The 22,428-nt window shown below is 32.8% G+C and carries 25 protein-coding genes; 19 read left to right on the forward strand and 6 right to left on the reverse strand.

Annotated elements, in window-relative coordinates; all coding sequences use genetic code 11:
• Nucleotides 1-78 precede the first annotated feature (78 nt).
• A complete protein-coding gene (locus tag MKY02_RS07935; RefSeq protein WP_076065875.1) occupies nucleotides 79-507 on the reverse strand; it encodes a hypothetical protein in 429 nt (142 codons plus the stop codon).
• A 952-nt stretch (nucleotides 508-1,459) separates the two neighbouring features.
• Between MKY02_RS07935 and MKY02_RS07940 the strand changes: the two genes are divergently transcribed.
• The 8 genes from MKY02_RS07940 to MKY02_RS07975 all read left to right on the forward strand — a co-directional run bounded on the left by MKY02_RS07940 (nucleotide 1,460) and on the right by MKY02_RS07975 (nucleotide 9,022).
• Nucleotides 1,460-2,773 carry a hemolysin family protein gene (locus MKY02_RS07940; protein ID WP_038185670.1) on the forward strand — a complete coding sequence of 438 codons (1,314 nt, stop codon included), beginning with the start codon at nucleotides 1,460-1,462 and terminating at the stop codon, nucleotides 2,771-2,773.
• 420 nt (nucleotides 2,774-3,193) lie between these two features.
• The gene (locus tag MKY02_RS07945; protein ID WP_076034630.1) at nucleotides 3,194-3,772 is read left to right on the forward strand and encodes a YitT family protein; all 579 of its coding nucleotides are present in this window, start codon (nucleotides 3,194-3,196) and stop codon (nucleotides 3,770-3,772) included.
• A 306-nt stretch (nucleotides 3,773-4,078) separates the two neighbouring features.
• Nucleotides 4,079-4,780: a response regulator transcription factor gene (locus MKY02_RS07950; protein ID WP_038185651.1), complete on the forward strand. Its 702-nt coding sequence runs from the start codon at nucleotides 4,079-4,081 to the stop codon at nucleotides 4,778-4,780.
• Complete coding sequence (locus MKY02_RS07955; protein ID WP_038185650.1) at nucleotides 4,777-6,258, forward strand: HAMP domain-containing sensor histidine kinase; 1,482 nt, start codon at nucleotides 4,777-4,779, stop codon at nucleotides 6,256-6,258. Before MKY02_RS07950 ends, MKY02_RS07955 begins: the two co-directional genes overlap by 4 nt.
• Nucleotides 6,233-7,306 (forward strand): LolA family protein, encoded by a 1,074-nt coding sequence (locus MKY02_RS07960; protein ID WP_038185647.1) that lies wholly within the window; start codon nucleotides 6,233-6,235, stop codon nucleotides 7,304-7,306. The genes MKY02_RS07955 and MKY02_RS07960 overlap by 26 nt, the downstream gene beginning before the upstream one ends.
• A gap of 59 nt (nucleotides 7,307-7,365) precedes the next feature.
• A complete protein-coding gene (locus MKY02_RS07965; protein WP_076034629.1) occupies nucleotides 7,366-7,656 on the forward strand; it encodes a hypothetical protein in 291 nt (96 codons plus the stop codon).
• A gap of 521 nt (nucleotides 7,657-8,177) precedes the next feature.
• Nucleotides 8,178-8,489 (forward strand): RNHCP domain-containing protein, encoded by a 312-nt coding sequence (locus MKY02_RS07970; protein ID WP_053416095.1) that lies wholly within the window; start codon nucleotides 8,178-8,180, stop codon nucleotides 8,487-8,489.
• A 110-nt stretch (nucleotides 8,490-8,599) separates the two neighbouring features.
• Nucleotides 8,600-9,022, forward strand: coding sequence for an NUDIX hydrolase (locus MKY02_RS07975; RefSeq protein WP_340710934.1), 423 nt, complete (start codon nucleotides 8,600-8,602; stop codon nucleotides 9,020-9,022).
• A 26-nt stretch (nucleotides 9,023-9,048) separates the two neighbouring features.
• Here the strand turns inward: MKY02_RS07975 and MKY02_RS07980 are convergent, their stop codons facing one another.
• On the reverse strand, nucleotides 9,049-9,285 hold the full coding sequence (locus MKY02_RS07980) for a hypothetical protein (protein ID WP_340711684.1): 237 nt from the start codon (nucleotides 9,283-9,285) through the stop codon (nucleotides 9,049-9,051).
• A 341-nt stretch (nucleotides 9,286-9,626) separates the two neighbouring features.
• Nucleotides 9,627-10,010, reverse strand: coding sequence for a MarR family winged helix-turn-helix transcriptional regulator (locus MKY02_RS07985; RefSeq protein ID WP_051448729.1), 384 nt, complete (start codon nucleotides 10,008-10,010; stop codon nucleotides 9,627-9,629).
• A 614-nt stretch (nucleotides 10,011-10,624) separates the two neighbouring features.
• Between MKY02_RS07985 and MKY02_RS07990 the strand changes: the two genes are divergently transcribed.
• On the forward strand, nucleotides 10,625-11,089 hold the full coding sequence (locus tag MKY02_RS07990; protein WP_038185623.1) for an SMI1/KNR4 family protein: 465 nt from the start codon (nucleotides 10,625-10,627) through the stop codon (nucleotides 11,087-11,089).
• A gap of 146 nt (nucleotides 11,090-11,235) precedes the next feature.
• On the opposite strand, the gene MKY02_RS07995 is transcribed toward MKY02_RS07990, so the two are convergent.
• Nucleotides 11,236-12,258, reverse strand: a complete 1,023-nt coding sequence (locus MKY02_RS07995) for a DUF2332 domain-containing protein (protein ID WP_038185621.1) — start codon at nucleotides 12,256-12,258, stop codon at nucleotides 11,236-11,238.
• Between the two features lie 125 nt (nucleotides 12,259-12,383).
• Between MKY02_RS07995 and MKY02_RS08000 the strand changes: the two genes are divergently transcribed.
• From MKY02_RS08000 to MKY02_RS08020, 5 genes are all read left to right on the forward strand, one after another.
• Nucleotides 12,384-13,181, forward strand: a complete 798-nt coding sequence (locus MKY02_RS08000; protein ID WP_076034624.1) for a GNAT family N-acetyltransferase — start codon at nucleotides 12,384-12,386, stop codon at nucleotides 13,179-13,181.
• A 292-nt stretch (nucleotides 13,182-13,473) separates the two neighbouring features.
• The gene (locus MKY02_RS08005; RefSeq protein ID WP_340710937.1) at nucleotides 13,474-14,136 is read left to right on the forward strand and encodes an HAD family hydrolase; all 663 of its coding nucleotides are present in this window, start codon (nucleotides 13,474-13,476) and stop codon (nucleotides 14,134-14,136) included.
• Between the two features lie 39 nt (nucleotides 14,137-14,175).
• Nucleotides 14,176-14,706 carry a membrane protein gene (locus MKY02_RS08010; protein ID WP_038185614.1) on the forward strand — a complete coding sequence of 177 codons (531 nt, stop codon included), beginning with the start codon at nucleotides 14,176-14,178 and terminating at the stop codon, nucleotides 14,704-14,706.
• Nucleotides 14,707-14,750: 44 nt separating this feature from the next.
• The gene (locus tag MKY02_RS08015) at nucleotides 14,751-15,215 is read left to right on the forward strand and encodes an NUDIX hydrolase (RefSeq protein ID WP_340710938.1); all 465 of its coding nucleotides are present in this window, start codon (nucleotides 14,751-14,753) and stop codon (nucleotides 15,213-15,215) included.
• A gap of 103 nt (nucleotides 15,216-15,318) precedes the next feature.
• On the forward strand, nucleotides 15,319-15,861 hold the full coding sequence (locus tag MKY02_RS08020; RefSeq protein WP_340710939.1) for a DUF402 domain-containing protein: 543 nt from the start codon (nucleotides 15,319-15,321) through the stop codon (nucleotides 15,859-15,861).
• A 212-nt stretch (nucleotides 15,862-16,073) separates the two neighbouring features.
• On the opposite strand, the gene MKY02_RS08025 is transcribed toward MKY02_RS08020, so the two are convergent.
• Nucleotides 16,074-16,385, reverse strand: a complete 312-nt coding sequence (locus MKY02_RS08025; protein ID WP_076065884.1) for a hypothetical protein — start codon at nucleotides 16,383-16,385, stop codon at nucleotides 16,074-16,076.
• A 91-nt stretch (nucleotides 16,386-16,476) separates the two neighbouring features.
• Nucleotides 16,477-17,340, reverse strand: coding sequence for an ABC transporter ATP-binding protein (locus MKY02_RS08030; RefSeq protein WP_076065885.1), 864 nt, complete (start codon nucleotides 17,338-17,340; stop codon nucleotides 16,477-16,479).
• Nucleotides 17,341-17,745: 405 nt separating this feature from the next.
• Here MKY02_RS08030 and MKY02_RS08035 point away from each other — a divergent pair, with 405 nt between their 5' ends.
• From MKY02_RS08035 to MKY02_RS08055, 5 genes are all read left to right on the forward strand, one after another.
• Entirely contained in the window at nucleotides 17,746-18,276 is a 531-nt protein-coding gene (locus MKY02_RS08035) for a GNAT family N-acetyltransferase (RefSeq protein WP_340710940.1), read from the forward strand.
• A 352-nt stretch (nucleotides 18,277-18,628) separates the two neighbouring features.
• A complete protein-coding gene (locus MKY02_RS08040; RefSeq protein WP_340710941.1) occupies nucleotides 18,629-19,540 on the forward strand; it encodes a DoxX-like family protein in 912 nt (303 codons plus the stop codon).
• 1 nt (nucleotide 19,541) lies between these two features.
• Nucleotides 19,542-20,153, forward strand: coding sequence for a DUF4166 domain-containing protein (locus tag MKY02_RS08045; RefSeq protein ID WP_038185596.1), 612 nt, complete (start codon nucleotides 19,542-19,544; stop codon nucleotides 20,151-20,153).
• Nucleotides 20,128-21,678, forward strand: a complete 1,551-nt coding sequence (locus tag MKY02_RS08050) for a YndJ family protein (protein ID WP_246832124.1) — start codon at nucleotides 20,128-20,130, stop codon at nucleotides 21,676-21,678. Before MKY02_RS08045 ends, MKY02_RS08050 begins: the two co-directional genes overlap by 26 nt.
• Nucleotides 21,679-22,051: 373 nt before the next feature.
• Entirely contained in the window at nucleotides 22,052-22,189 is a 138-nt protein-coding gene (locus MKY02_RS08055; RefSeq protein WP_164491932.1) for a hypothetical protein, read from the forward strand.
• Nucleotides 22,190-22,428 lie beyond the last annotated feature (239 nt).

Genomic DNA, 22,428 nt, shown 5'->3' on the forward strand with positions numbered 1-22,428 from the left:
ATTAATGTGTTCCCATCCTAATGGAGAAATAATGTTTCAATAATTTTTCATTAGGATGGGAATTAAATAACTATAAAACTAATCTTTTTTAACTGTATATCTAACTTGTTTAAAGGTAACTATGTCCCCATCTTCAGTATCATCTATAGTTTGCAAAAGTTGAACTTTTGGCTTGTAGTCAGTCCTATGAGCATCTTTGATACCATTAATGTCAAGTTTGTAGGATTCATCATTTTTTATTTTTTGTTCAAATACTTTTTTATTGGCAACAAAAATAAAAGTCACTTTATTTTCATCAATTCCCTCAGTCATAAATTCTAATTGATTATCTTTAGTTGTAATCGTGGGTGTTAATAATTCAATACTTCCGTTTCCAGTTTCTCGTTTAGTAGCAATTTCAATAGCGGCTCTATCACTTGAATCTAAAGAATCTTCTATTATATCTGAACATCCGGATAATATGATTCCAGCAAATAGAATAAAACTTAATCCAATTATCTTTTTCATAAGAACATCCTCCCCCCAAAAAATAGTTTTCGTCAGTCGTCAGTAAGGGAATGAATTGTCATACCCAACACGTTAACATAGAATATAGATAATAAAATGTAATCTTCTAACAATTATACCGTAATGAGGGGTATCTTATTTTTGCATTTTGACGGGCCCCTATATAGATAATTCTTATGATCAAATTATAAAAAAATGTACTTAAAACAAGGATGGAGAATTATATCATAAGTAAATACGATTCTTTAGTAAGATTTTCTTTTCTTCTTCAACTAGCGGGGGCTTAATTGGAAGATAGTTAAGCTGTTCAGAAGGCTCATTTTTCTTCTTCAACTAAAGAAGCAGGATAGTAAGGAGTTACGTTTATTATAAATAAAATTTAAACAATAGTAATTTGTACGTCTATTGTGCTAATAATTTTGGGGTGCATTAGTGGAATAAGGAGATATAAAATAATCAATCTTTTTTATGCTGTAGATTTATACAAAACTAAAAATGTTCATGATAATGTTACAATATTTTGAAAAATATTAAATAGTATTTTATAAAATTGAAGGCATATTAATAGTTAGACAATTCTCCAATGTGATAGAATAAATCATACTTTGAAAGAGGTGAGACTATTGGGAAGGCGATATTTAATATTATCCACGTTGCTAAACTAAAAAAACTGTCCCTGAATACGATGGATTACAACGCTCGCTTTCTTTATATTGTCTATATTCTAAGTATACATTTAAAAACATGTAAACTATTAGGTAAAAAACAATACTCTATAATATAAAGAATAAGTAATATAAAAAAAGCATAAAGTAGCCTTAATACTTGAAACGACAATTCAAAATCAGAAATGTAGTTTTACTTAGTATTGGCTATTAGTTAGTGTCCATTGTTCAAAATTATCTTAGTCATATATCATCACGGAGGTGAATCCCTTTTTAAAGGGAAATAATTGGACATAACAATCATTACGAATTTAATATTTATAACCATCTTAATCATACTAACGGCTTTCTTTGTAGCTTCAGAGTTTGCTGTTATTAAAGTACGAATGTCAAGAATTGATCAGCTAATTGAAGAAGGAAATAAAAAAGCAATCGCTGCTAAAAAAATAGTTTCAGATTTAGATTATTATTTATCGGCCTGTCAGCTTGGTATAACTGTAACAGCTTTAGGGTTAGGTACTCTCGGAGAGCCTACAGTAGAGAAACTTCTGCATCCAGTCTTTGATTACTTCGGGATACCAGCAGCTATGTCAACTGTAGCTTCTTACGCTCTTGCGCTAATGATTATGACGTTACTTCATGTTGTATTAGGGGAGCTTGCTCCAAAAACATTGGCGATTCAGTATGCTGAACGTTTGACGTTACTACTAGCGCCAGCATTAGTAGCTTTTGGTAAAATATTCTTCCCACTTATCTGGTTCATGAATGGAACATCTCGTGCGTTACTTCGCTTAGTCGGTGTTAAACCTGCAAGTCATGAACAGGCCCATTCTGAAGAAGAACTGCAGATTATTATGACGCAGAGCTTCCAGAGTGGAGAAATCAATCAAACTGAACTAACATACTTGCAGAACATTTTTGCATTTGATGAGCGCGTAGCAAAAGATATCATGATTCCTCGTACTCAGATGGTTGTTTTAGATAGTGTAATGGAAAAAGAAGAAATTCTACAAATAATTGATGAGCATCACTTTACGAGATACCCTATAACAGAAAATGGGGATAAAGATAAAATTATTGGCGTAGTAAATACAAAAGAAATGGTAACGAAATATGCACTTGGTAAGGAAACAACATTACAAGAGCATATTCATAAAATACCGTTTATTCTTGAAACCGCGCGATTACAAGATGTACTATTGAAAATGAAGAAGGATCAAATTCATATAGTAATAGTTATTGATGAGTTTGGCGGAACTTCGGGTATTATTTCAATGGAAGATATTCTAGAGGAAATCGTTGGTGAAATCCGCGATGAATTTGATGATGATGAAATTCCAGATATTATCGAAAATAGCAGAAATGAATATTTAATTAATGGCCGCGTCCTGTTGGATGAATTAGAGAATCGATTTAATATCACATTTGAAAATACGTTTAATGTTGATACAATCGGTGGATGGATACAAGCAGAAATGTTGCAAGCAGACGGTAAGCAAGTACCAATACATCGAGAAAATCAGCAATGGAAAATCGCAAAAAGCGATAATCATCAGATATTGCAAGTATCTTTAAAATTACAAAGTGAAGTTACTACTTAATGAATATAATAAACAGTAGTTGTTAAACTAGCTCTTAGAATTTTATATTGAAGAGTAGAACAATCAATACCATTAGAAAAACTAAATACAAATATTAAGAAAAAAGAATCCATTTTGGTCACTAGTTTATGCCAAAATGGATTCTTTTTATTTGTAGTCGAATATTAGAAGAAAAAAAATCTAAAGATAGTCATTTTATTTAATATGAAGTTTTAAAACCAAATTTTATAATCAATTGCTGCAAAAAACACTGTTAAAAGTATAGGTAATATTATTGTAATTTTGAAAGTTTTGGTAGTGTAATGGGCCCTAACCATTGTCATAATCATATTTACAAAAAATGATCTATTCCTCTAGATTTACATTTTTAGTTAGATTTTCGCATAAAGTATTTACATGTTCAATTTTTGGGGGAATTCTATGTATTTTATAAAAAAAAGTATTGTTATAGTTGTTGGGAGTATTTTAGTATCCTTAGGAATTAATCTATTCTTAGCTCCATATGAGGTATTAGATGGTGGAATTATTGGAATAGGTTTAATATCTAATTATTTATGGGGACTACAAACTGGATTCATCATAATACTTTTAAGTATTCCAATATTTATTATTGCATGGATTTACTATAGAGATTACTTTTATAATAGTTTGCATGGTCTGCTTGTTTCCTCCTTTTTTATAGATATTTTAGAGCCCTTTGATTATCTTGTACATATTGAGCCCATTTACAGTTCGATAATAGGGGGAGTTTTTATAGGTCTTGGTATTGGTCTAATGTTAAGGTATAAGACAAGTACAGGTGGTACAGATTTAATAGCTCAGTTTTTAAGTGATAAAACGGGAGTCAATGTTGGGATACTAATATTCATCATTGATTCATTCGTTATCTTAATGGGGGGCCTCTTACTATCTTATGATACTTTTTTCTTGTCTATCATCACGATACTTGTTGTTGGGATGACTACTAGTTTTTTTACAAGAACAATGGTACAAACTTGAAATGTTGTAGAAGGATATCTCTCCTCCGTACAATTGGCTTACGAGAATTACTTAACTGTTTAAATAACTTATGGTATTAGTCATAAAAAATGTTAAAAGTAAAAAATCCATGTTGACAGTTGTTATAGTCAAAATGGATTTTTTTGTTTGTTATATAATTTTCATATAATAATTTTTGATTTCTACTGTATTATGGAAGGTTTCACTTTAAAATGGAAATAGTTGTGTTTTTGTAATTATAAAGAATTTATTAAGTTTCAAAAAAAGAGATTTGGCTATGATACATTGTTTTCAGGAGGAATCATTATGAAATGGCAGTTATTACTTGTGGAAGATGACATTGAAATTGCACGTGTTGTACGTGATACATTTTTGCGAGAAGGATACGGTATTGCTTGGGCAACGACGGGGTTAGAAGGCTGGGAAGATTTTCAGAGCAACACGTATGACCTTGTATTGGTTGATCTAATGCTACCAGAAATGGATGGACTAACACTATGTCAAAATATCCGTTGGAAAAGCGATGTTCCAATCATCATTATTAGCGCTCGTAAAGAGGATGAGGATAAAGTAGAGGGCCTACATTTAGGAGCAGATGATTATTTAGCGAAACCTTTTAGTTTGGCAGAGTTAAAGGCAAGAGTTGAATCCCAACTTCGTCGTTGGCGACGCTATCAAGGAGTTCCAGAAACTAATGTTATAACAACATTTTCGAATGGTTTAACAATCGATTTAAAAAACGAGAAAATTTACCGCCATAACGAGGAAATCCATTTAACACAAAAAGAGTTCGCGTTACTCACTGTAATGGTACAAAATCCACAACGAGTTTTCTCGAAAAGTGAGTTGTATCAGCATATATGGCAACAAGTAGATGCAGACGGTTTACAAACCGTTACCGTTCACGTCAAAGGCTTGCGTGAAAAGTTAAACGATCCTGTCAAAAATCCCTATTTTATTCAAACCGTGTGGGGGAAAGGCTATCGTTTTATAGGTGAACCATTATGAAGCTGAAAACTTGGTTATTGCTGTCTTATTTTATCGTCATGATCCTCCCTTTAGCTGCAGCCTACGCACTTTTTGCATCGGTTAACGCTTATCATGAAGATCGCAACGTAGAAGAGTATTTTGAAAAGTGGACAGAGCTTCAGCAAATATCGACTGTATTAAAAGATCCGAAACTGTATGAACAACGGATTGAAAGACCACAAGTTGAGGAAATAGCGAATGCACAAACTGCTATTATTCTATACCGTAATGATGGACTTCCATTGTATAATTCAGACCCTCTTGTGAACTCAGTGAGCATGTCAGAATCTAAAGAATCACTGTATAAAAACTTATTTCAATTTGAAAATAATTATCGTAATTACTCGTATAAGGAACCTGTTTTTTCAGGAAATGAATTAGTCGGTTTTTTTGAAGTCAGTTTAGCAAGAGATGAGTGGATTGATGGTGTTAATAATCGTACTTGGACTGTCATTGCTATTTTTATCGGTATTTTCTTTATCATTTTCATAAGTGTTTCAGTCCTAGTTAATCGCAAGTTAAACAAAAGACTAACGCTATTGATGAAACAAATGACGGCATTTGCTAGTAGTGAAAAGGTTGAAGATATGCAAACCACAAACGATGAAATAGGCGAGCTAACGTCGAGCTTTTACAGTATGCGTAAGCAAATTGAAGAAGCGAGAGAGAGAATTGCTAAAGAGCAACAGGAAAAAGAATATATGATTGCGACTATTTCACACGATTTAAAAACACCTTTAACTTCCATTCGAGCGTATGCAGAATCATTGTCAGCAGAACGAAATTTAGTAGATGAAGAGCGTGAGGAATACAGGGAAATCATCATAAACAAAGCAAATTATATGCAGCAAATGTTAGATGATTTACTTATGTATACCTTATTACAATCGTCAACATATGAAATGGATCTTGTTCAAGTAGAAGGCAGTGAGTTTTTTGACATGTTGTTATCTGATTATGAACCATTATGCTATGACAAAAACATTACATTAGAAGTGCAAAGTGAAATAGAAGGCATTTTTAATGTTAATCCAAAGCAGCTTATGCGTGTAACAGATAATCTAATGAGTAATGCGATTCAACATACACCAAAAGAAGGAGCTATTTGGCTAGCAGCGGTATCTTCAGAAAACTTACCTAAGTGGGTTTTCCCTTATGTTACACAAGAGCTGAAGTTAGATGGACCACTACTAATCGTTCAAAATAGTGGTGAAGGAATTGACAAAGAAGCGCTTAATCACGTGTTTGAACCATTATTTCAAGCAGATGTAGCGAGAAGTAAAAAAGGTGTAAGTGGTACAGGACTTGGACTTAGTATCACGAAACAAATAATTGAAAAGCATGGTGGCAGAGTGCAAATGATGTCCCATAAAACAATAGGAAGTTGTGTCATATGCAAGTTCCCTACATTAGAAGGAAAAGGTGATAATAATGAAAACGATATTAAAAACGTTTAGTTTAATAGGTGTCATGACAATTGGTTTAGTTGGTTGCACTACAGAAGAAAGTCAGTATTCACCGGAGCAAGTAATTCAAAACACATTAAAGGACTCCAAACCAGTAGGTCCTTACTACGGAGAATATGACATGACAATTTCAAATGAAAAAATGCATGTTAAAGAATGGATTGGCGAAGATAGCAAACGACGCATTGAAATTAGTGATGAAAAAGGTAAACAACAATCACTTTCAGTAAATGACGGTGAAAACATGACAAGTTATGATCAAGCTCAAAATACAGCTATTGTAATGTCGATAACAGATGAATTAAAAGATATTTCTCAATCTTCACCAAAGGAACAAGCTGAACTATTGTTAAAAGCAGTCAAGGATACGCATGATATAGCACTTAAAGGAGAAGAGAAAATCTTAGATCGCAAGACATATCATTTAGTTGCTAAAGGAAAAGGAGAAAAAACGCTTTTCGGTGATATAGAAATGTGGGTTGATAAAGAAAATTGGATGGTGTTAAAAACCAACATTTCAACTGTTGGTGGAGATACACAAATGGAATACACAAAAATCGATTTTGATGCAAAAATACCTGACAGTAAATTTAAACTTGAATTGCCAAAGGATGTAAAAATACAAAAACTTGATAGTACGATGAAATCAGAACAAATAACATCTGATGAACTTCCTTCTGTATTCAAAAAAGCATATCTCTATTTTCCGGAAAAAGGTAAATTAAAGATAGCTAAAATTGAAGTAATGGATGTGGTTGATCATAAGGAGTTAGCTATTGAGTATGAAAAGGATGGAGTAGTTTACTTCTCGCTTTCAGTTTTCCCAACACAAAAAGATATGGGAGAAAAAACAGAAACAATTCCTGGAGAAAAACAAGTGAAAGTTCGTGGACAAAAAGGTTCTATCATGGAAATGAAAACTTTCCGAAGCGTTTCTTGGTCAGAAAAGGGTTTTAACTACACAATCATGCCAACGAATCCGGATTTAAAAATGAAAGAAATCTTGAAAATGGTTGAAGATATGAAATTAGTAAAATAGATAAATCTATTAAACCGTTAGCAGCTGAAGTTGCTAACGGTTTTAAAGGGGTTTTTAAGTTGAGTTATGACTTTATTTGGCTAGGCTTCTGTATTTTAATAGCTAGTTATTTAATAGGGAATGGTTTGAAAAACTTCGGCAATCCAAATGCAAAGAGTTTACTGGATATACTGAATGATGAAGAAGAAATTGAATTAGTCTCTGCAAAGGAATTACACGTATTTTTAAATGTACCAAAAGAAGCGACAAGTAATTTTATTTACGAGCATCCAGAGGTACCATTTATTGAAATGAATGGACATATCTTTTTCCAGAAAAAAAGGATATGTGAATGGTTGGAGAAGCAATAACTTTGTATGTATTGAAGAGAATTTATAGACCTTTCATGAGCAAGAGATTATAATAGATGATTCATTATCATGTAATTTACATATGAGCACCAAAGGAAACAAATTAGGTTCCTTTTTAGTTGGTTAAAGAAAATATTAGGAAAAATTTTACATCGTTCTGTTATAATTAAATTGAATACTTTGAACATAGTGAGAGTTGGAGTGGTTTTATTAAATACATGTATAAAAGTGAGCGTGCGTTCTAGGGGACGATGCCTTTGTCAGTGATTGAAAAAGAACACCTACTAGTGGAGGGTGGCGTTGACTGTCCTACAGTGGTTGATACAAATACATAAAGTCAATCGAGGTCCGGATCTTGAGATGAAAAAAGCTCAAGTGAAGCAGGAACTAGAAGTAATCGCTTCGTAAATCGAGGCGGTGAATGGGTCCATTTTTTTCAAAAGCCTGAAGCTACAATTTGTAGTAAAAACGAACGGAACCCTTTCTCCATAGATGAAAATAACATCTTGGAGGAATGGCACGTGAGCAGAAAAACAGAAAATACAGCATTTCAATGTGAGCAATGTGGCGCGCAAATTGAACCATTAACAAATGGAAGCTTTCGCAATCATTGTCCTTACTGCTTATATTCAAAGCATATGGATGAAAAGCCAGGTGACCGTGCAAGTGTATGTAGGGGGTTAATGGCCCCTATCGGTATGGAATACTCGAGTAAGAAAGGGTACCAACTGATTCATGAATGTCTACAATGTGGCAAGGTAGGTAAAAATAAAGTAGCAATAAATACGACTCAAGAAGATCAGCTTATTTCTTTTATGAAATCGGTGGTTTAATAAATCTACTGTGTTCAAAGTTTTTTTATCATTATAAATAATACTGGGCATATAAAAGGATATTCCGAATAGGGAATCCTTTTATTTATTTGTTAAGAAGGGTGATAAAAATGATAAACGAAAATGAAATTATTGTAGCCGTTAAAGGCATTATTTTAAATGAAGGAAAATTATTAATTGTCCAACGAGATCATAATGATGAAATTGGTGGGGGTACTTGGGAATGCGTTGGGGGAGAAGTAGAGTTCGAAGAAGATTTAGAAGCGGCATTAGTACGAGAAATTAAAGAAGAAGTAGGTATAAATGCCACTGTCTTGAATATTTTATATGCCACTACTTTTAACACCATTGCAACAAGACAAGTCGTTATTTTAGCTTACTTATGTAAAGCCATAGATAAAAAAATAGTTTTGTCCAAAGAACATATTGCATATCAGTGGTCAACAAAAGAGCAAGCGAGGTTGTTATTAGCACCCGAAATCATTAGTGATTTTGAGAAAAATAGTGTTTTTTCTTTGAATGAATGGCATTGATACATATTGTTAAATTATGCCTATCTTTAGACTGCTAGATATTTATAGGTTGCAGCTCTAACTAATTGTTCTAGAGCAAAATTCAAAATAATAAATGGTGATCCAATAAGCGTGACCGTGACATAATCTTTCGTATAGTCAAATGAAAGACTACTTGCTCCGCGCCAAGTAATGATTGTGTTAACTAATGGGAAGCCCAAGATAATTACAAATACCCCTAATAATAAACAACCATAAAAAGAAAGTGAAGATACATGTTTAATTTGCTTATAATCTTATTCCCCTAAAAGTCTTGATATATAAGTAGCTCCACCAACCCCAATTAGACTACCAAATGCCATAAGAATGGCGAAAACAGGTAACGTTAATGTTATCGCTGCAAGCATTTATGAGTTATTGAGCATGCCAATGAAATATGCGTTTTGAATGGAATACACAGCATCATAGGTACGGAGAAGTGAGCAACTGCTTTATGGATCGAAGCCTTTTCAAAATAGTAGATGTTTTCGTTGTCCATCTATAATCACCTCGTTCTAAATTAGTATATCGTTTGAATTCTAATTAATTAGATATCTAACTAATTAATTATAAAAACTGACATTAATCAGCTTTTATAATCAAGATTATTGATTACTTTATCTAACATGTTGGATAAAGCATCTTTTTCCTTATCATCAAGACCGTTTACCATAGTAGTTTCCATTTCTTTGAAAAAATCATTGAAATCTTCAACCAGATTTTTACCTTTAGGCAGTACATGAATGATTCTTCTACGTTCATCCTTCATATCTACTTTTCTTTCGATAAAACCCTTTTTTTCTAAATTGTGTACAATACTACTAATGGTTGATCCTTTTCGTTGGAAAGCACGTTCCATATCCTTTTGTGAGATACCTTCATCTTCATGCTGGAATAGATAACCGATGAAACGAGCCTGCTCTAACGTTAAATTATAAGTTTCTAGTTTTTTATCCCCAATTGTTTTCATTCTATGGCCAATTGTAATGAATTGATGTTGAAATGTTACGTCTTTAATAATTAATCACTCCAATTAATTAGAATTCTAACTAATATTATATTAGTTGATTTGCAGTGTCAAATATTGATGATTTAGATTTAAAAATCAAGGGGGAATAATGGGGAATTATAGATTTAACATTATTAAGATGGTTAGTAAAAAAGAATATGTATTTTTAATTTTAAATTATTCATTTCAAATTTAAAACTACATCCACAGGTACAGAAAGTGTGGAAATTACAATTAGTTAAATAAAGATAAATATTAATAGGTGAATTTCCAGTTTGTTTAGTTACAACTGAGAAATCGCCTATTTTTTATTGAGAATTCGGTAATTGGGTAATAAGGTTATCAAAAACTGGAGCTTATTAATTTTACATATAAATTTTAATTAGCTCCGTTTGTCTGCAGGTTATTTAAACCACTTTTAAGAAATATTAATATGAAAAAACTCTATTTATAAGTGAATTTCTATACAGTGAAAAATTTTCTTTAAAACAAGTAGTGAATATACTAAATGCTGCATAGAATATATTAAGGATAAACTTAATGTGAGATTATGAACTGGTGGGGGATGATAGAAAATGAGATTATCATCGTATGAAGCTGCTAAAGAGTTAATATTAGCTGAACAAGAAATAGCTAGTTTTGTAGGACCTCAGCCGAGCAATTTACTTGAGCAAATAGAGAAAGTCTTGGGATTAGAAATAATAGGTTCATATAGAAGTTTCTTGGAAACGTTTGGTGCGGGAATCTTTGCAGGTGTTAAAATTTTGGGTATTTCCAGTGATGATTTCGAGATTCCTTCCATGTTAAATGGTATTAATTATACATTAACATTGAGAAAAGAAGTTGGCTTGCCTAGTAATCTCTTAGTTATTTATAATCCGGGAAATGGCGAACTATTCTGTTTAGATTTCAATCAAATAAAGGCAGGGGAACCAGAGATTGTTTCTTATATGCCAGCTTTAAGCATGGGTCTAGAATACGATGCGATTGCAGATAATTTTGGTGAGTTTTTATATGAAATAGTCTGTGATGAGTTGTAAAACAAGAAATAATCGAATATTTAATACTCTCTATTAATGAGAAATTAAGTATACCATTACGCATTATTTAAGGATTAATTATAGATAAAACTAAAATTTACGGAAAAAGAGGAACTGTCTAATCACACAGTTCCTCTTTTTTGTATTTAGCCCCATACAAACCAACGTGCATGTCCATCAGGACGTTCAAATATATGTTCATCACAGATTTCTTTATAAAAATAATCACGGTGCAAATCTGCATCAAATAGATTGTTGTAGATATGATAAATCTCTCTTTCAGTACTAATTGTCTGCAAATTTTTCACCAATTGCTCTTTTTGAACTAAAGGTATTTGATTTGCAACATGGGTGTGGAACACGCATATAATAGAATCTTTATTTACTTGCTTTACAATGTCTTCTAATAATTCCACGGCATTACCGTCTATTAGTTCAATTTCTAAATTTTGAATAACATTTGTCGCTGCATTAAATAATTTACGGCGATCTGTATGTTCCGGCCAAATTAGAGCATTTAACCAGGCCACATCGTCTGCATTTTTCACGTTATTTGTGTGTAAATCGATGCCAACTCTTTTACTAATAATTGGAGGTGTTTTAATGGACTCTGGTAATGCTTTCCCCTTATTAGTAGATTCTATAAGTACGCTAGATTCGATTTTTCCGATAAGGTTACCTTCATTATATTGATAAGCATATTGGTCTAATCCAAGTTGAAGGCCTGCACTTGTACCTATTTCAATCAGTGTTAACGGTTTGTTGTGCTTAGCAAAAATTTCGGTAAAAATGGGATAAAGGTAAGCACATCGTCTGACTTCATTGGTTTGTACCAGTTTTGTTTGAAACAACGATATTAATGAATCCCAGTGTTCTAGGCAAAAAGCTTTGAAATGTGGAAAAGCCTCTTCTGGATTTTTTGCGTTCGATACAAAGCTTGGATAATAAGTGCGTAACTCTACCGAATTTGAATTATTTAGTAAATATTGTACACTAGCAAAAAGTAAATTTGGCTTCGGTTGATCTTGTGGGATATGACTAGACAATTCTAATATAGCGTCATCTTTAGCAATTTCATAAGATAAACATTCATATAAACGACTAGACCCAGCACATTCCTTTTCAGCAAATATAGTAAAATTACGACTGATTTTTTCTGAAACGATCATATTTTCACCGTCCAATCTTAATAGTTAATAGCTTATTCTGTTATAATAAATATACATAATATTCATATTTTAGTAAATTAAATCATGTGAAAGAATTATATATATAAATGAAAAGGGTGAAAATTATGAGGAAAATTTCAGACATTGTTATGCAAAGTGAAAATAATACGTTAATTTCTCGATTAAATACGTTTAAGTCCAAAAATAATAATGAATTGGGTTCTCAAATGAAACAGTTTGGCTCGACTATTGCTTTTCAAGTACCACGTATATCTGGAACAGCATTTAATACTGTAAGAAATTTAAATGAGGAAGATTATATTTACTTAAATGAAATAGTAGATTGGTATAAACAACAAAATATGGACTTTCAAATTGAGGTAGCACCGCAAAATGCGAGTAAAGAGTTGTTTCATGAGTTACGTAAACATGAATTTATTCAAACGGGTTTTCATGCATCTTTCATTGGAGATGTTAAGGAAATAGCAAATAGTTCATGTCAAATAAATTGCGAAATTCAGTTCTTACAGAAAGAGGACTTTGATGATTTTGCAGAAGTCTATGTTAAAGGTTATGGATTACCTGAATTCATCGCGGATGGTGTTAAACAAAATAATGAGAGTTTGTATGAGATTGAAGGCTGGCAATTCTTTAAAGCCGTCAAAGATGACAAAATGGTTGGAATTGCAGTGCTATATATACAGGATGATATCGCTACATTAGCAGCTGCAACAACATTGCCAGAATATCGTGGACAAGGAATTCAAAAAGCGCTCATTAAAGCAAGAGCACAGTACGCCTTAAAGCAAGGGACTATATATATGACAAGTGAAGCAAAATTCGAAAGTATTAGTCATGCTAATATGGTGAAAAGTACGATGGATGTAGTATATACAAAGGCGATTTACAATAAGTACAATTAGTAATGTTACAGGTAGGTGATTGTTTGAAAAAGTACTTCTTAATGGTTGTTTCAATAACAGTATTCCTGACAATAGTATAGCAATTTTGGTATATCTATCAGCCTAGAACTGGACCGCTTGGAGAAAAACTATTACCTGAGTTAAGTAGTCCGGTCTTTTGGTCTGGAATCTTCTGTAGCTTTTTAGTGTCTGCTTATGCATTTTCACATGCTATCGATTTATTTAAACGTGGTAAGTAGAAAGGTGAGTATAGGGTAACTTTTTTATCAACTATATCTTCTAGGAGGTATATATGAAAGCTATACTTTTTGATCTAGATGAGTCGATACTAAATCGAGAATCATCGTTGCTTGCGTTTTTGAACGACCAATATGAAAGGTTTCACTCAGTGTGGGGTCATATAGAAAAGAGTCAATTGATTAAGAGAATTGTAGAGCTAGATGCTAGAGGATATGTTTGGAAAGATAAAGTATATGCTCAGTTAATTGAAGAATATAAGTTGGATATCTCTGTTGAAGAATTATTAAACGATTATACGGAACGATTTCAATATTTTGTAATTGGATTTCCAAAATATAAAGAAGTATTAATTGAAATAAAGAGACAGGGGTATATGCTAGGTATGATCACGAATGGTAAAGATGGCTTTCAACGAGCGAATATCAGGGGTCTCGGAATCGAGAATCTTTTTGATGTCATTGTTGTGTCTGAAGAAGTGGGGATGAAAAAGCCAGATAAGAACATTTTTGAATACGCATTAGCTAAATTACAGGTTTCTCCGAAAGAGGCGCTTTTTATTGGTGATAACCCAACAAATGATGTGGAGGCTGCAATTAATGTTGGGATGATAGGCATTTGGAAGCGAGATTATCTGATAGAGTCATATAAATCCAAGTATATTATTGATAAACTAGAGGAAGTTTTCGATTTGCTTAAGCAATTGGAAAAGAATTGATTTAATGCATTTATTTATTGTAAGGAAGTGGGTAAGGAAATGATTATTTATTTTATTATTGGAGCAGAAATTGCTTTTTGGCTATTAATTGTAGCTGGATTAGTATTACGCTACATTTTGAAATTAAAGCGTATAAGCATTTGGGTATTAGCTGCAACACCCTTAATCGATCTCGTACTGATAGTACTGACGGCGTTAGATTTAAAAAATGGAGCAACCGCAAATACTTTTCACGGACTATCAGCTATTTATATAGGTGTATCTATTGCCTATGGAAAGCAAATGATCGAGTGGGCAGATCAACAATTTAAAAGGTATATATTAAAAACTGGCGAACGACCTAAAAAATTATATGGGAAAGAAAAGGGAAAGCGTGAAGCGAAAGGGTTTGTACAGCATATTATTGCCTATGTTATAGGGTCTTTAATTTTATGGGGTATGCTGCTAATACTAGGGAAAGACGAGCAGACAATAGCACTTTATCAAGTTTGGAAATTATGGTCGGTTGTCTTAGTAATAGACGGGCTGATTAGCATCTCTTACGTGTTCTTTCCAACAAAGAAAAAGTAAACTTTAATTATCGAAGCTATATTAAATGAGAGGAAGTGGATTGTATGAGCTATGTAAGTGAAATAAGAAAACTAGTTGGAAATCATCCATTAATCTTACCAGGGTCTGTTGTACTTATAGTGAATGAAATGAATGAGCTATTATTGCAACACAGATCGGACGGTGTCTGGGAATTGCCCGGTGGTTTAATGGAGCAGGGTGAAAGTTTAGAAGAAACAGCGAAAAGAGCAGTGTTAGAGGAGACAGGTTTTATTATTGATGATTTACAATTGTTAGGTGTATTTTCTGGTGAAAGTTATGATAGTAAAGTAGTAAATAGTGATGAAGTATATTCAGTAACCGCAGTTTATATAACGAGAAATATTACAGGTAAAATGAAAAAAGACCAAGAAGAAACTGGCGATTTAAAATATTTTAATATCAACCAAATACCAGATTCTTTAAATGAAGAGTATAGAGGATATATTATGCCTTTCAAGGAATCTATCTTAGGAGTAATTGAAGTATAAGGGGTGGCTGTAGTGGCTTTTATTCGGTATGCAAATGTAAAGGATTTAGCTGATATAACTGAGTTCGATTATTTAATAATAAGGAGAAAAGAGTGAGCTCACTTTGTTAAAAAAACGATTTGTTACTAGAGAAGATTGGACTAGAATCTTAGAGCGTGAATTCAAACAATTATATATTTCTGATACAAGTTTTTCAGGGTATATTTCTTTATTAACTTTAAACAAAGTAAAAGAACAGTTATGGACGTACCATTGTAACAAGAAAATATGTATTGTCGACAATGGTTATTCTTGGCTTCAACAGCTTCCTGAGAAAGAACACTTTGCAATTACTACAATGTTCAACGAATCGAATGAAATTATTCAATGGTATATAGATATTACAACTCATAATGGTATCGAGAATGGTGTACCTTATATGGAGGACCTATTTTTAGATTTAATTGTCTTACCTACAGGGGAAATAATAAAAAAAGATTTAGAAGAAATTGAAGAGGCTTTAGATAAAGGTTGGATTACCAAAGAACAATATAATTTAGCATTCTCTACTTTTAATACAATCTATGAAGAGTTACAGAATGATACGTTTAAATATATAAAATTAAGTAATGTACATAGAGAGCGTTTATTAAGAGGAAATCTATAATAGAGAGCTGTATCATATATTCAGCTTTAGGTTAAAAGATGTTAACATCTCATTTTTGATAAGTTATAGTTTTAATAATCCAAAACTAAATAACAAATAAGAGCCTTGCTACATGAAAAGAGTAGCAAGGCTCTTATTGTTGGGATAAAAATAATCATACTTTATGATCTCTGTTATATTATGATTAATACAATTTGTCTTTTTATGGACTTCTAGTTAGAGAGTTTACTAAACCGTATATACCCTAAGAGAATCATCAAACATCCAACCCCAAGTAATACAAATATGCCATTTTGCAAATCAATTGCTGGATTAAAGGCCAACGTTGCCGTTTCTCCATTCAATACTTTATGAATATCAACATATGTGAAAGGGTTATAAGCTGCTGGATACTTCATCCCCAAAAAAGTAATGATACCAACAAGGATTGCCGTTACAATTGGATTCCTTACAAATAGTGATAGAACATAATAAATCGAATACAAAAAAATGACCAAGACAATAGACAGTAATAACGCTTGCAATAAATAACTACTTAAGTTAATAAAATGAAACTGATCTTTTAAAGGATCTAATGTATTATACTCGCTATTAAACGGATTCGGTTCTGAACCTTCATAAATAAGTACAGGGTGTTTCCGAACTGACTATCTCTTTTTGAACGTCTAAAATATCGATTTTTTCCTTTTTTAATAAGTCAAATAAATGTTGTAGTAAATGGCTTCCAAGCACTACTTTAAATCCGTGTTCAGTTTGTCCAATTTGATAATTCTCTGCAGTTAGTAGTTTAACTGCCCTTACTAAATCAGAAACAATAAAATGATAGTATGTCGTTTCGTGTTGGTTCATATCTTCTTCTATTATTTGTCCATCTTTTAAGAACAATATTTGCTTTGTCACACGATCAATCTCGGATAAGTTGTGAGAAGATAGGATGATCGTTGTACCTTGATCAGCTAGTTCAAGCAAAATTTTACGCATTAAAATAGCGCTAGTAGGGTCTAAGCCATTTAATGGTTCATCAAGTAACAACAACTTTGGTTTATTTATGATGGTCATTGCCAAAAGCAGATGCTGTTTCATACCTAATGAATAGTTTCCGACCGTTTTCTTTAGATACTTTTCCATTCCTACATATTTAGCTACTTCTTGAATACGATTTTTATTAATTTTTTGTACCTCACATATGTATTTGAGATGATCATAGCCATTCAAATAATCAAAGAGAACCGTATTATCTTGCAAGAAAGCGACTTCTTTAAAGACAGAAGTATCAGTATTTGGCTTCCCTACCAATGTTACTTTTCCTGAAGTGGCGGGAATTAGATTCGTAACTGTATTTAAAAAAGTAGTTTTTCCTGTTCCATTCGGACCCACTAAAGCCCATATACCGGGTGAGTTAATAGTAAGATTTATGTTATCTAGTACTTTATGTTTTTTATAGCTCATGGAAAGATTGTTAATAGAAAGAATCGTCATTGAAAGCCCTCCTTTTACAAAATAATAAGGTATATATTTCCTTTTGTAAATAATATTGTAAAAAAGTGGGTTTTAATACCATGGAATCGCCTAATGAATTTGAGTGAAGTTTAAAGTATTCAGCTAACTATTTTAGTATGGTGCCAATTTGATTTTGCCCAGCCAATTGTATTACAGTAAGCCGATATTGTTATTTACCATTTACTCTGAACTAACTTCAATTGAGAAGTCAGTGGTTTGATTGAATGTCTTGATTTCCATGAACAATAGAATTTACAATTTTCTATTTGTGTTAACTAACTAATTTTTGTATAATAAAACCAGATTTTACACTGAAGGGACTGAACTATGCGCAGATATCAATAACTTTAACCCAATTACAAAAACATAATGGAGGGAAAAGTATTGATTACAGAACTACACACAAAAAGATTATTATTAAGAAAAATGAGGGTATCGGATTCTCCTAGATTATTTAGGATTTGGTCTGACCCAGACGTTGCTAAATTCATGAATATCAGCAGTTTTACTGATGAAAACCAAGCAAAAGATATGATAGAACTATTAGATGAATTGGCTCAAGAAGACAAAGCTGTGCGTTACGCGATCATTGAGTTGGAATCTAACGAAATTATCGGTTCATGTGGTTTTAACTCCATAGATTTTGAAAATGCCAAAGTGGAAATCGGTTATGACCTCGCTAAATCATTTTGGGGTAAGGGATATGCCACTGAAGCAATCAGTGCTTTGTTAGATTATGCATTTAGGTCTTTAGAGTTAAATAGAATCGAAGCAAAAGTAGAACCTGAAAATATAAATTCCATAAAGGTTTTGCAAAAGTTAAACTTTGTATTCGAAGGAACACTAAGACAATCAGAAAAATCTAATGGAAAATTTATCGACCTTAATTTATATTCTAAATTGAAAACAGATTGAGTTGATTTCAATAGCCTATACTTTTTAAAAGTATAGGCTATTTTTTATACCTATTTATTACATGCCTTTTTTGTTAACATTAACCTAATCACCAAAAATTGAGGTAAGTTATGGGTTTTTATTTACCTATAATTATTACTATGGTATTTTTTGGTCTTCAAGCAAGGGGAATTCAAAAAGGCATTTTGTGGGCTAGTTTTTCTGTAGCATTACTATATATGATTTTGGTGTTTAAGATAGTTCTGAAGTATGATTGGGCAGTTATATTAGGATTGTGTTGCATATGCTTTTGGGCGATGTTTAGAGCAGCTTGGGCAACGCAGCCAAAGTATTAAAGTAGAGGTGTTGTAGAATGATGAATAAACCAATTTATGTAGAAATACCTATTCAAGCAAATATAGATGAAGTCTGGGAGTTTACACAAAAACCTGAACTCCATGAACAATGGGATTTACGCTTTTCTACCATTACATATTTACCGAAAGTAAAAGAAAAAGATCCGCAGTCTTTTCTATATGAAACGAAAATCGGGTTCGGCTTAAAGGTAGTGGGTTGGGGTAAAAGTAATGGTATACATAACAAGAATGATGGCACTAGAACCTCCTCGCTTCATTTTGGGACTGACCAGAAAATCACACCAATTAGTGAAGGTAGAGGCTATTGGCAATATGTACAGACAGAAAAGGGACTGACATTTTTAACGCAATATGACTATAAAGTACGTTATGGAATGCTAGGACGGCTACTAGATCTATTTTTCCGTCCGGTTATGGGCTGGGCAACAGCCCTTAGTTTTGATGTTCTGAAGCGTTGGGTTGAAAAGGGAGAAGTCCCTAGAACACAATATTTACGTTTTTTTGGAAGCTCTGTTATAACTCTTTTGTTTATTTTCGTTTGGCTGTATCAAGGGTTTATACCGAAACTGGTTGCTAAGCATCCTGAGGAGGTGGCTATGTTATCGAGTTTAACGGCAATAGATGGAACAGCTGCTATAAAAGCGGTAAGCATAATCGGAATACTTGAGATTTTATTTGCACTTGTCTGGCTACTATATCGTAACAAAATGCGATTATTTGCATTTCAAATTATAGTGTTCCCTATGTTAACAATTAGTGCTTTACTTGCAGATCCTGCAATCGCAACACATCCATTCAATCCGGTTACATTTAATATGAGCCTATGGGTTCTATCTATTATAGGTTTCTATATGTCAAAAGATTTGCCAACTGCGTCAAGCTGTATTCGTAAAAGAGGGAGGGGGTAGGATGACAATTTATCAAAACCTTTTGGGGGAAGAATTCCACAAACTCCATCCTAAACTACAAGCACGTTATGCACTACCAATAGATGTACCATTTTTCGCGATCGGTAAGATGTCAAAAATAGAAACGGGCGCTAGATGGTTAACTCCATTCTTAAAGTTTGCTAGTAACTGGAAATTTTTGTTCCCTGAAAACGGTCAAGACGTGCCATTTACGATTAAAAATACATGTAAATTATCCCCGAATGGTGAAGTAGAAGTATATTGGGAACGTACCTTCTATTTTGAAGAGAGGACAAGATGTTTTAATGCATTTATGTCTATTGATACTAGGCGCAAAGTTGTAAAGGATTATTTAGGAGATCCAAGTCTTTTATATTCAGATTTAAAATTTAATGTGACAAATGAAGGTCGATTACTTATTCGGTCAGGTTTTCAGCGCGTAGTTATAGGGAAGTTAGAAGTGCCAATTCCACGAGTATTAGAAGGTCGTGTCATAGTGGAAGAAGGTTATGATGAAGTACGTGAATTATTTTCGATTCATGTATTTATTCATAACCCAATTATAGGAAAGGTGATGGCTTACGCAGGTGAATTCAAGGAACACACTTTTTAGTTCAATAACGATGATAGGTTTCATTCTTTTTATCGCAAGCAGTCTGTTCACAAAGCAACAGCCTTTTTTTCTAATGTTAACAGCAGCACAGTTAATATTTGTGCCTGTAATACTTCAACTAATCATAAAAATAAAAAGGTTACATCGCTTTATTATTTTCACAGGAATGGTTTCTATATTTATTTTACATATTATTTCATCTAGCACCTGGTCAATCATACTTGCATTAATTTACGTCGCATTTACTTTATTTGTGGCATTACTTGGAGCGAAGCGATTCTTGCGACGAGGCTTTGTAAACTGGGCAGAAATTTCAATAGATATTGGCATGATGTATTTATTTGTCGGGGGACTTTGGTTCTTTTCCTATATAGCAGGAGTAAATACAGGGTTTAGTCCACTGATAACTTGGTTGACGGGCATTCATTTTCATTATTCCGCGTTTTTATTGTGTATTTCTCTTGGCCTTTTTGGCAGATTGCATGATTCAAAGTTGTATAGATGGATTGCCCCGATGATTTTGTCAGGACCTATGCTTGTTGCAATAGGTATTACATTTTGGCCAATACTCGAAGTGATCTCGGTTTTAATGTATATATTCGCTATTTATAGTCTTGTTTTACTGGCATTTCAAACCCATTTTGCAACGCGTATACAAGCTGTATGTATCCGTCTTTCTTTTAGTGCTCTAGCTGTGACGATTATATTTTCATTCCTTTATGCATTAGGAAATGCATTTGGTGAATGGATAATTCGTATTGACTTTATGCTTGCTTTTCACGGCTTTTTTAACTGTATTATCTTCGGGCTACTCGGTGTAGTTGGATGGGCGATGTCTCCACCAAAAACAAAACAGCTTTCATGGGAATTTCCAATAAGCCAAGTTCGTGGGAAATTGATAGTAACCGGTGACTCACATCCAGGCCTTGTGGATGACTTGAGTGCTTTCGTTGATACAAAAGCATTAACAAAAACAATTATAGAGTTTTATGAGCAAACGGATCGATATCAACTAATTGCTTCTATTAAATGGGCGACTTGGTTTAAACCGTTTGCTATGTGTTATAAGTTAATTAGCAAACAAATGCAACAATTAAACTTACCGATTTCAAGTAAAGAAACTGAAATGACGGGGGAAATAAAAAAAATTGATACGGGAGTGGATGGTAGAGTTAAACCACGTGCTTGGATTCGTAAAGTGGGGGAGCAAACCGCCTTTGTGGCCATCTATTCGCAGCATAATACAGCAGGTAGAACATATATGAATATTGCATTGCCTTTACCGCATTCCTCCATGATCGGTATTTTACAACTTGAGGAAATAGACGGGCGACTAATATTAAAGAGTGAAGGTAGTGGGGATGAAGGAATTTATTTAGGAGCAGGAAAATTTCTATTCAAGCTGCCATTATCCGAACATTTTACAATTACAGAAACGCATACAGGCCATCTAACAGCACTTCATAAGATGAAGATTTTTGGTATTCCATTTTTAGAAATTGATTATAGAATTGTTGAAAGGTAAAGGGTGTAGGTTAAGTGGAATTTTATAAATCTAATAAAACACTAGGGGAAATTGTTTTCACCACCAACATCTAAATAATTTTCATAATAAGATTGCTAATTATGGCCGTTTTTACTATTGATTGATTAACCATCTTGCTAATGAAACGTTATGTAATATTGAAAAACTGCTTGAAAGAAATTAGTGAAAAAATGTACTTGGGCCTATACCTTTAGAAGAAAGCATATCCCAGCATACAATAATATAAGTAATTCAAAAAATTATAGATAAAAATTAATGAAATGGTATTATAAGTAATAAATAGATAATAAGTCCGTGGATTATTATAACAGTTATACATGAATACACATTATGATTGGTTGGGGGAATATTGATGAAGTTTGCGAATAAAAAACAAATTCAACGGCTTTATCGAGAACAAATCCGTAATAAAAAAGACCAGGATTATAATTTTCTTGAAACAATCATTTTAATCGTAATTGTAGCATTCTTCATCTATTTTAACTTATAATTCGATAGTTCTCGGACGTCCGTTGAAAATTCTTCATCGTAATAATAAATTTTTACACTTGAATAAGGTTGATTCTTATAAGCGGGTTTTTGAATGGATAGGTACGAAACTAAATAATATTTATTAACTTTTCGTGGAGTAAAAGAATAGAAAATAGAATGCTTAAAAAAGAAACGTCCACTCAGTTCATATTTTGAACAAGAATGGACGTTTTTTTAATTCTTATTAAGTAATGCTAT

It is taken from the genome of Viridibacillus sp. FSL R5-0888 (assembly GCF_038009105.1).
Classification (GTDB): domain Bacteria; phylum Bacillota; class Bacilli; order Bacillales_A; family Planococcaceae; genus Viridibacillus; species Viridibacillus arenosi.

Excerpts from the sequence above, each read along its gene's own strand:
- MKY02_RS07935 (WP_076065875.1), bottom strand. The coding sequence starts at position 507 with ATGAAAAAGATAATTGGATTAAGTTTTATTCTATTTGCTGGAATCATA.
- MKY02_RS07945 (WP_076034630.1), top strand. The coding sequence starts at position 3,194 with ATGTATTTTATAAAAAAAAGTATTGTTATAGTTGTTGGGAGTATTTTA.
- MKY02_RS07950 (WP_038185651.1), top strand. The coding sequence starts at position 4,079 with ATGAAATGGCAGTTATTACTTGTGGAAGATGACATTGAAATTGCACGT.
- MKY02_RS07955 (WP_038185650.1), top strand. The coding sequence starts at position 4,777 with ATGAAGCTGAAAACTTGGTTATTGCTGTCTTATTTTATCGTCATGATC.
- MKY02_RS07960 (WP_038185647.1), top strand. The coding sequence starts at position 6,233 with ATGAAAACGATATTAAAAACGTTTAGTTTAATAGGTGTCATGACAATT.
- MKY02_RS07975 (WP_340710934.1), top strand. The coding sequence starts at position 8,600 with ATGATAAACGAAAATGAAATTATTGTAGCCGTTAAAGGCATTATTTTA.
- MKY02_RS07985 (WP_051448729.1), bottom strand. The coding sequence starts at position 10,010 with ATGAAAACAATTGGGGATAAAAAACTAGAAACTTATAATTTAACGTTA.
- MKY02_RS07990 (WP_038185623.1), top strand. The coding sequence starts at position 10,625 with ATGAGATTATCATCGTATGAAGCTGCTAAAGAGTTAATATTAGCTGAA.
- MKY02_RS07995 (WP_038185621.1), bottom strand. The coding sequence starts at position 12,258 with ATGATCGTTTCAGAAAAAATCAGTCGTAATTTTACTATATTTGCTGAA.
- MKY02_RS08000 (WP_076034624.1), top strand. The coding sequence starts at position 12,384 with ATGAGGAAAATTTCAGACATTGTTATGCAAAGTGAAAATAATACGTTA.
- MKY02_RS08005 (WP_340710937.1), top strand. The coding sequence starts at position 13,474 with ATGAAAGCTATACTTTTTGATCTAGATGAGTCGATACTAAATCGAGAA.
- MKY02_RS08010 (WP_038185614.1), top strand. The coding sequence starts at position 14,176 with ATGATTATTTATTTTATTATTGGAGCAGAAATTGCTTTTTGGCTATTA.
- MKY02_RS08015 (WP_340710938.1), top strand. The coding sequence starts at position 14,751 with ATGAGCTATGTAAGTGAAATAAGAAAACTAGTTGGAAATCATCCATTA.
- MKY02_RS08030 (WP_076065885.1), bottom strand. The coding sequence starts at position 17,340 with ATGACGATTCTTTCTATTAACAATCTTTCCATGAGCTATAAAAAACAT.
- MKY02_RS08040 (WP_340710941.1), top strand. The coding sequence starts at position 18,629 with ATGATGAATAAACCAATTTATGTAGAAATACCTATTCAAGCAAATATA.
- MKY02_RS08045 (WP_038185596.1), top strand. The coding sequence starts at position 19,542 with ATGACAATTTATCAAAACCTTTTGGGGGAAGAATTCCACAAACTCCAT.
- MKY02_RS08055 (WP_164491932.1), top strand. The coding sequence starts at position 22,052 with ATGAAGTTTGCGAATAAAAAACAAATTCAACGGCTTTATCGAGAACAA.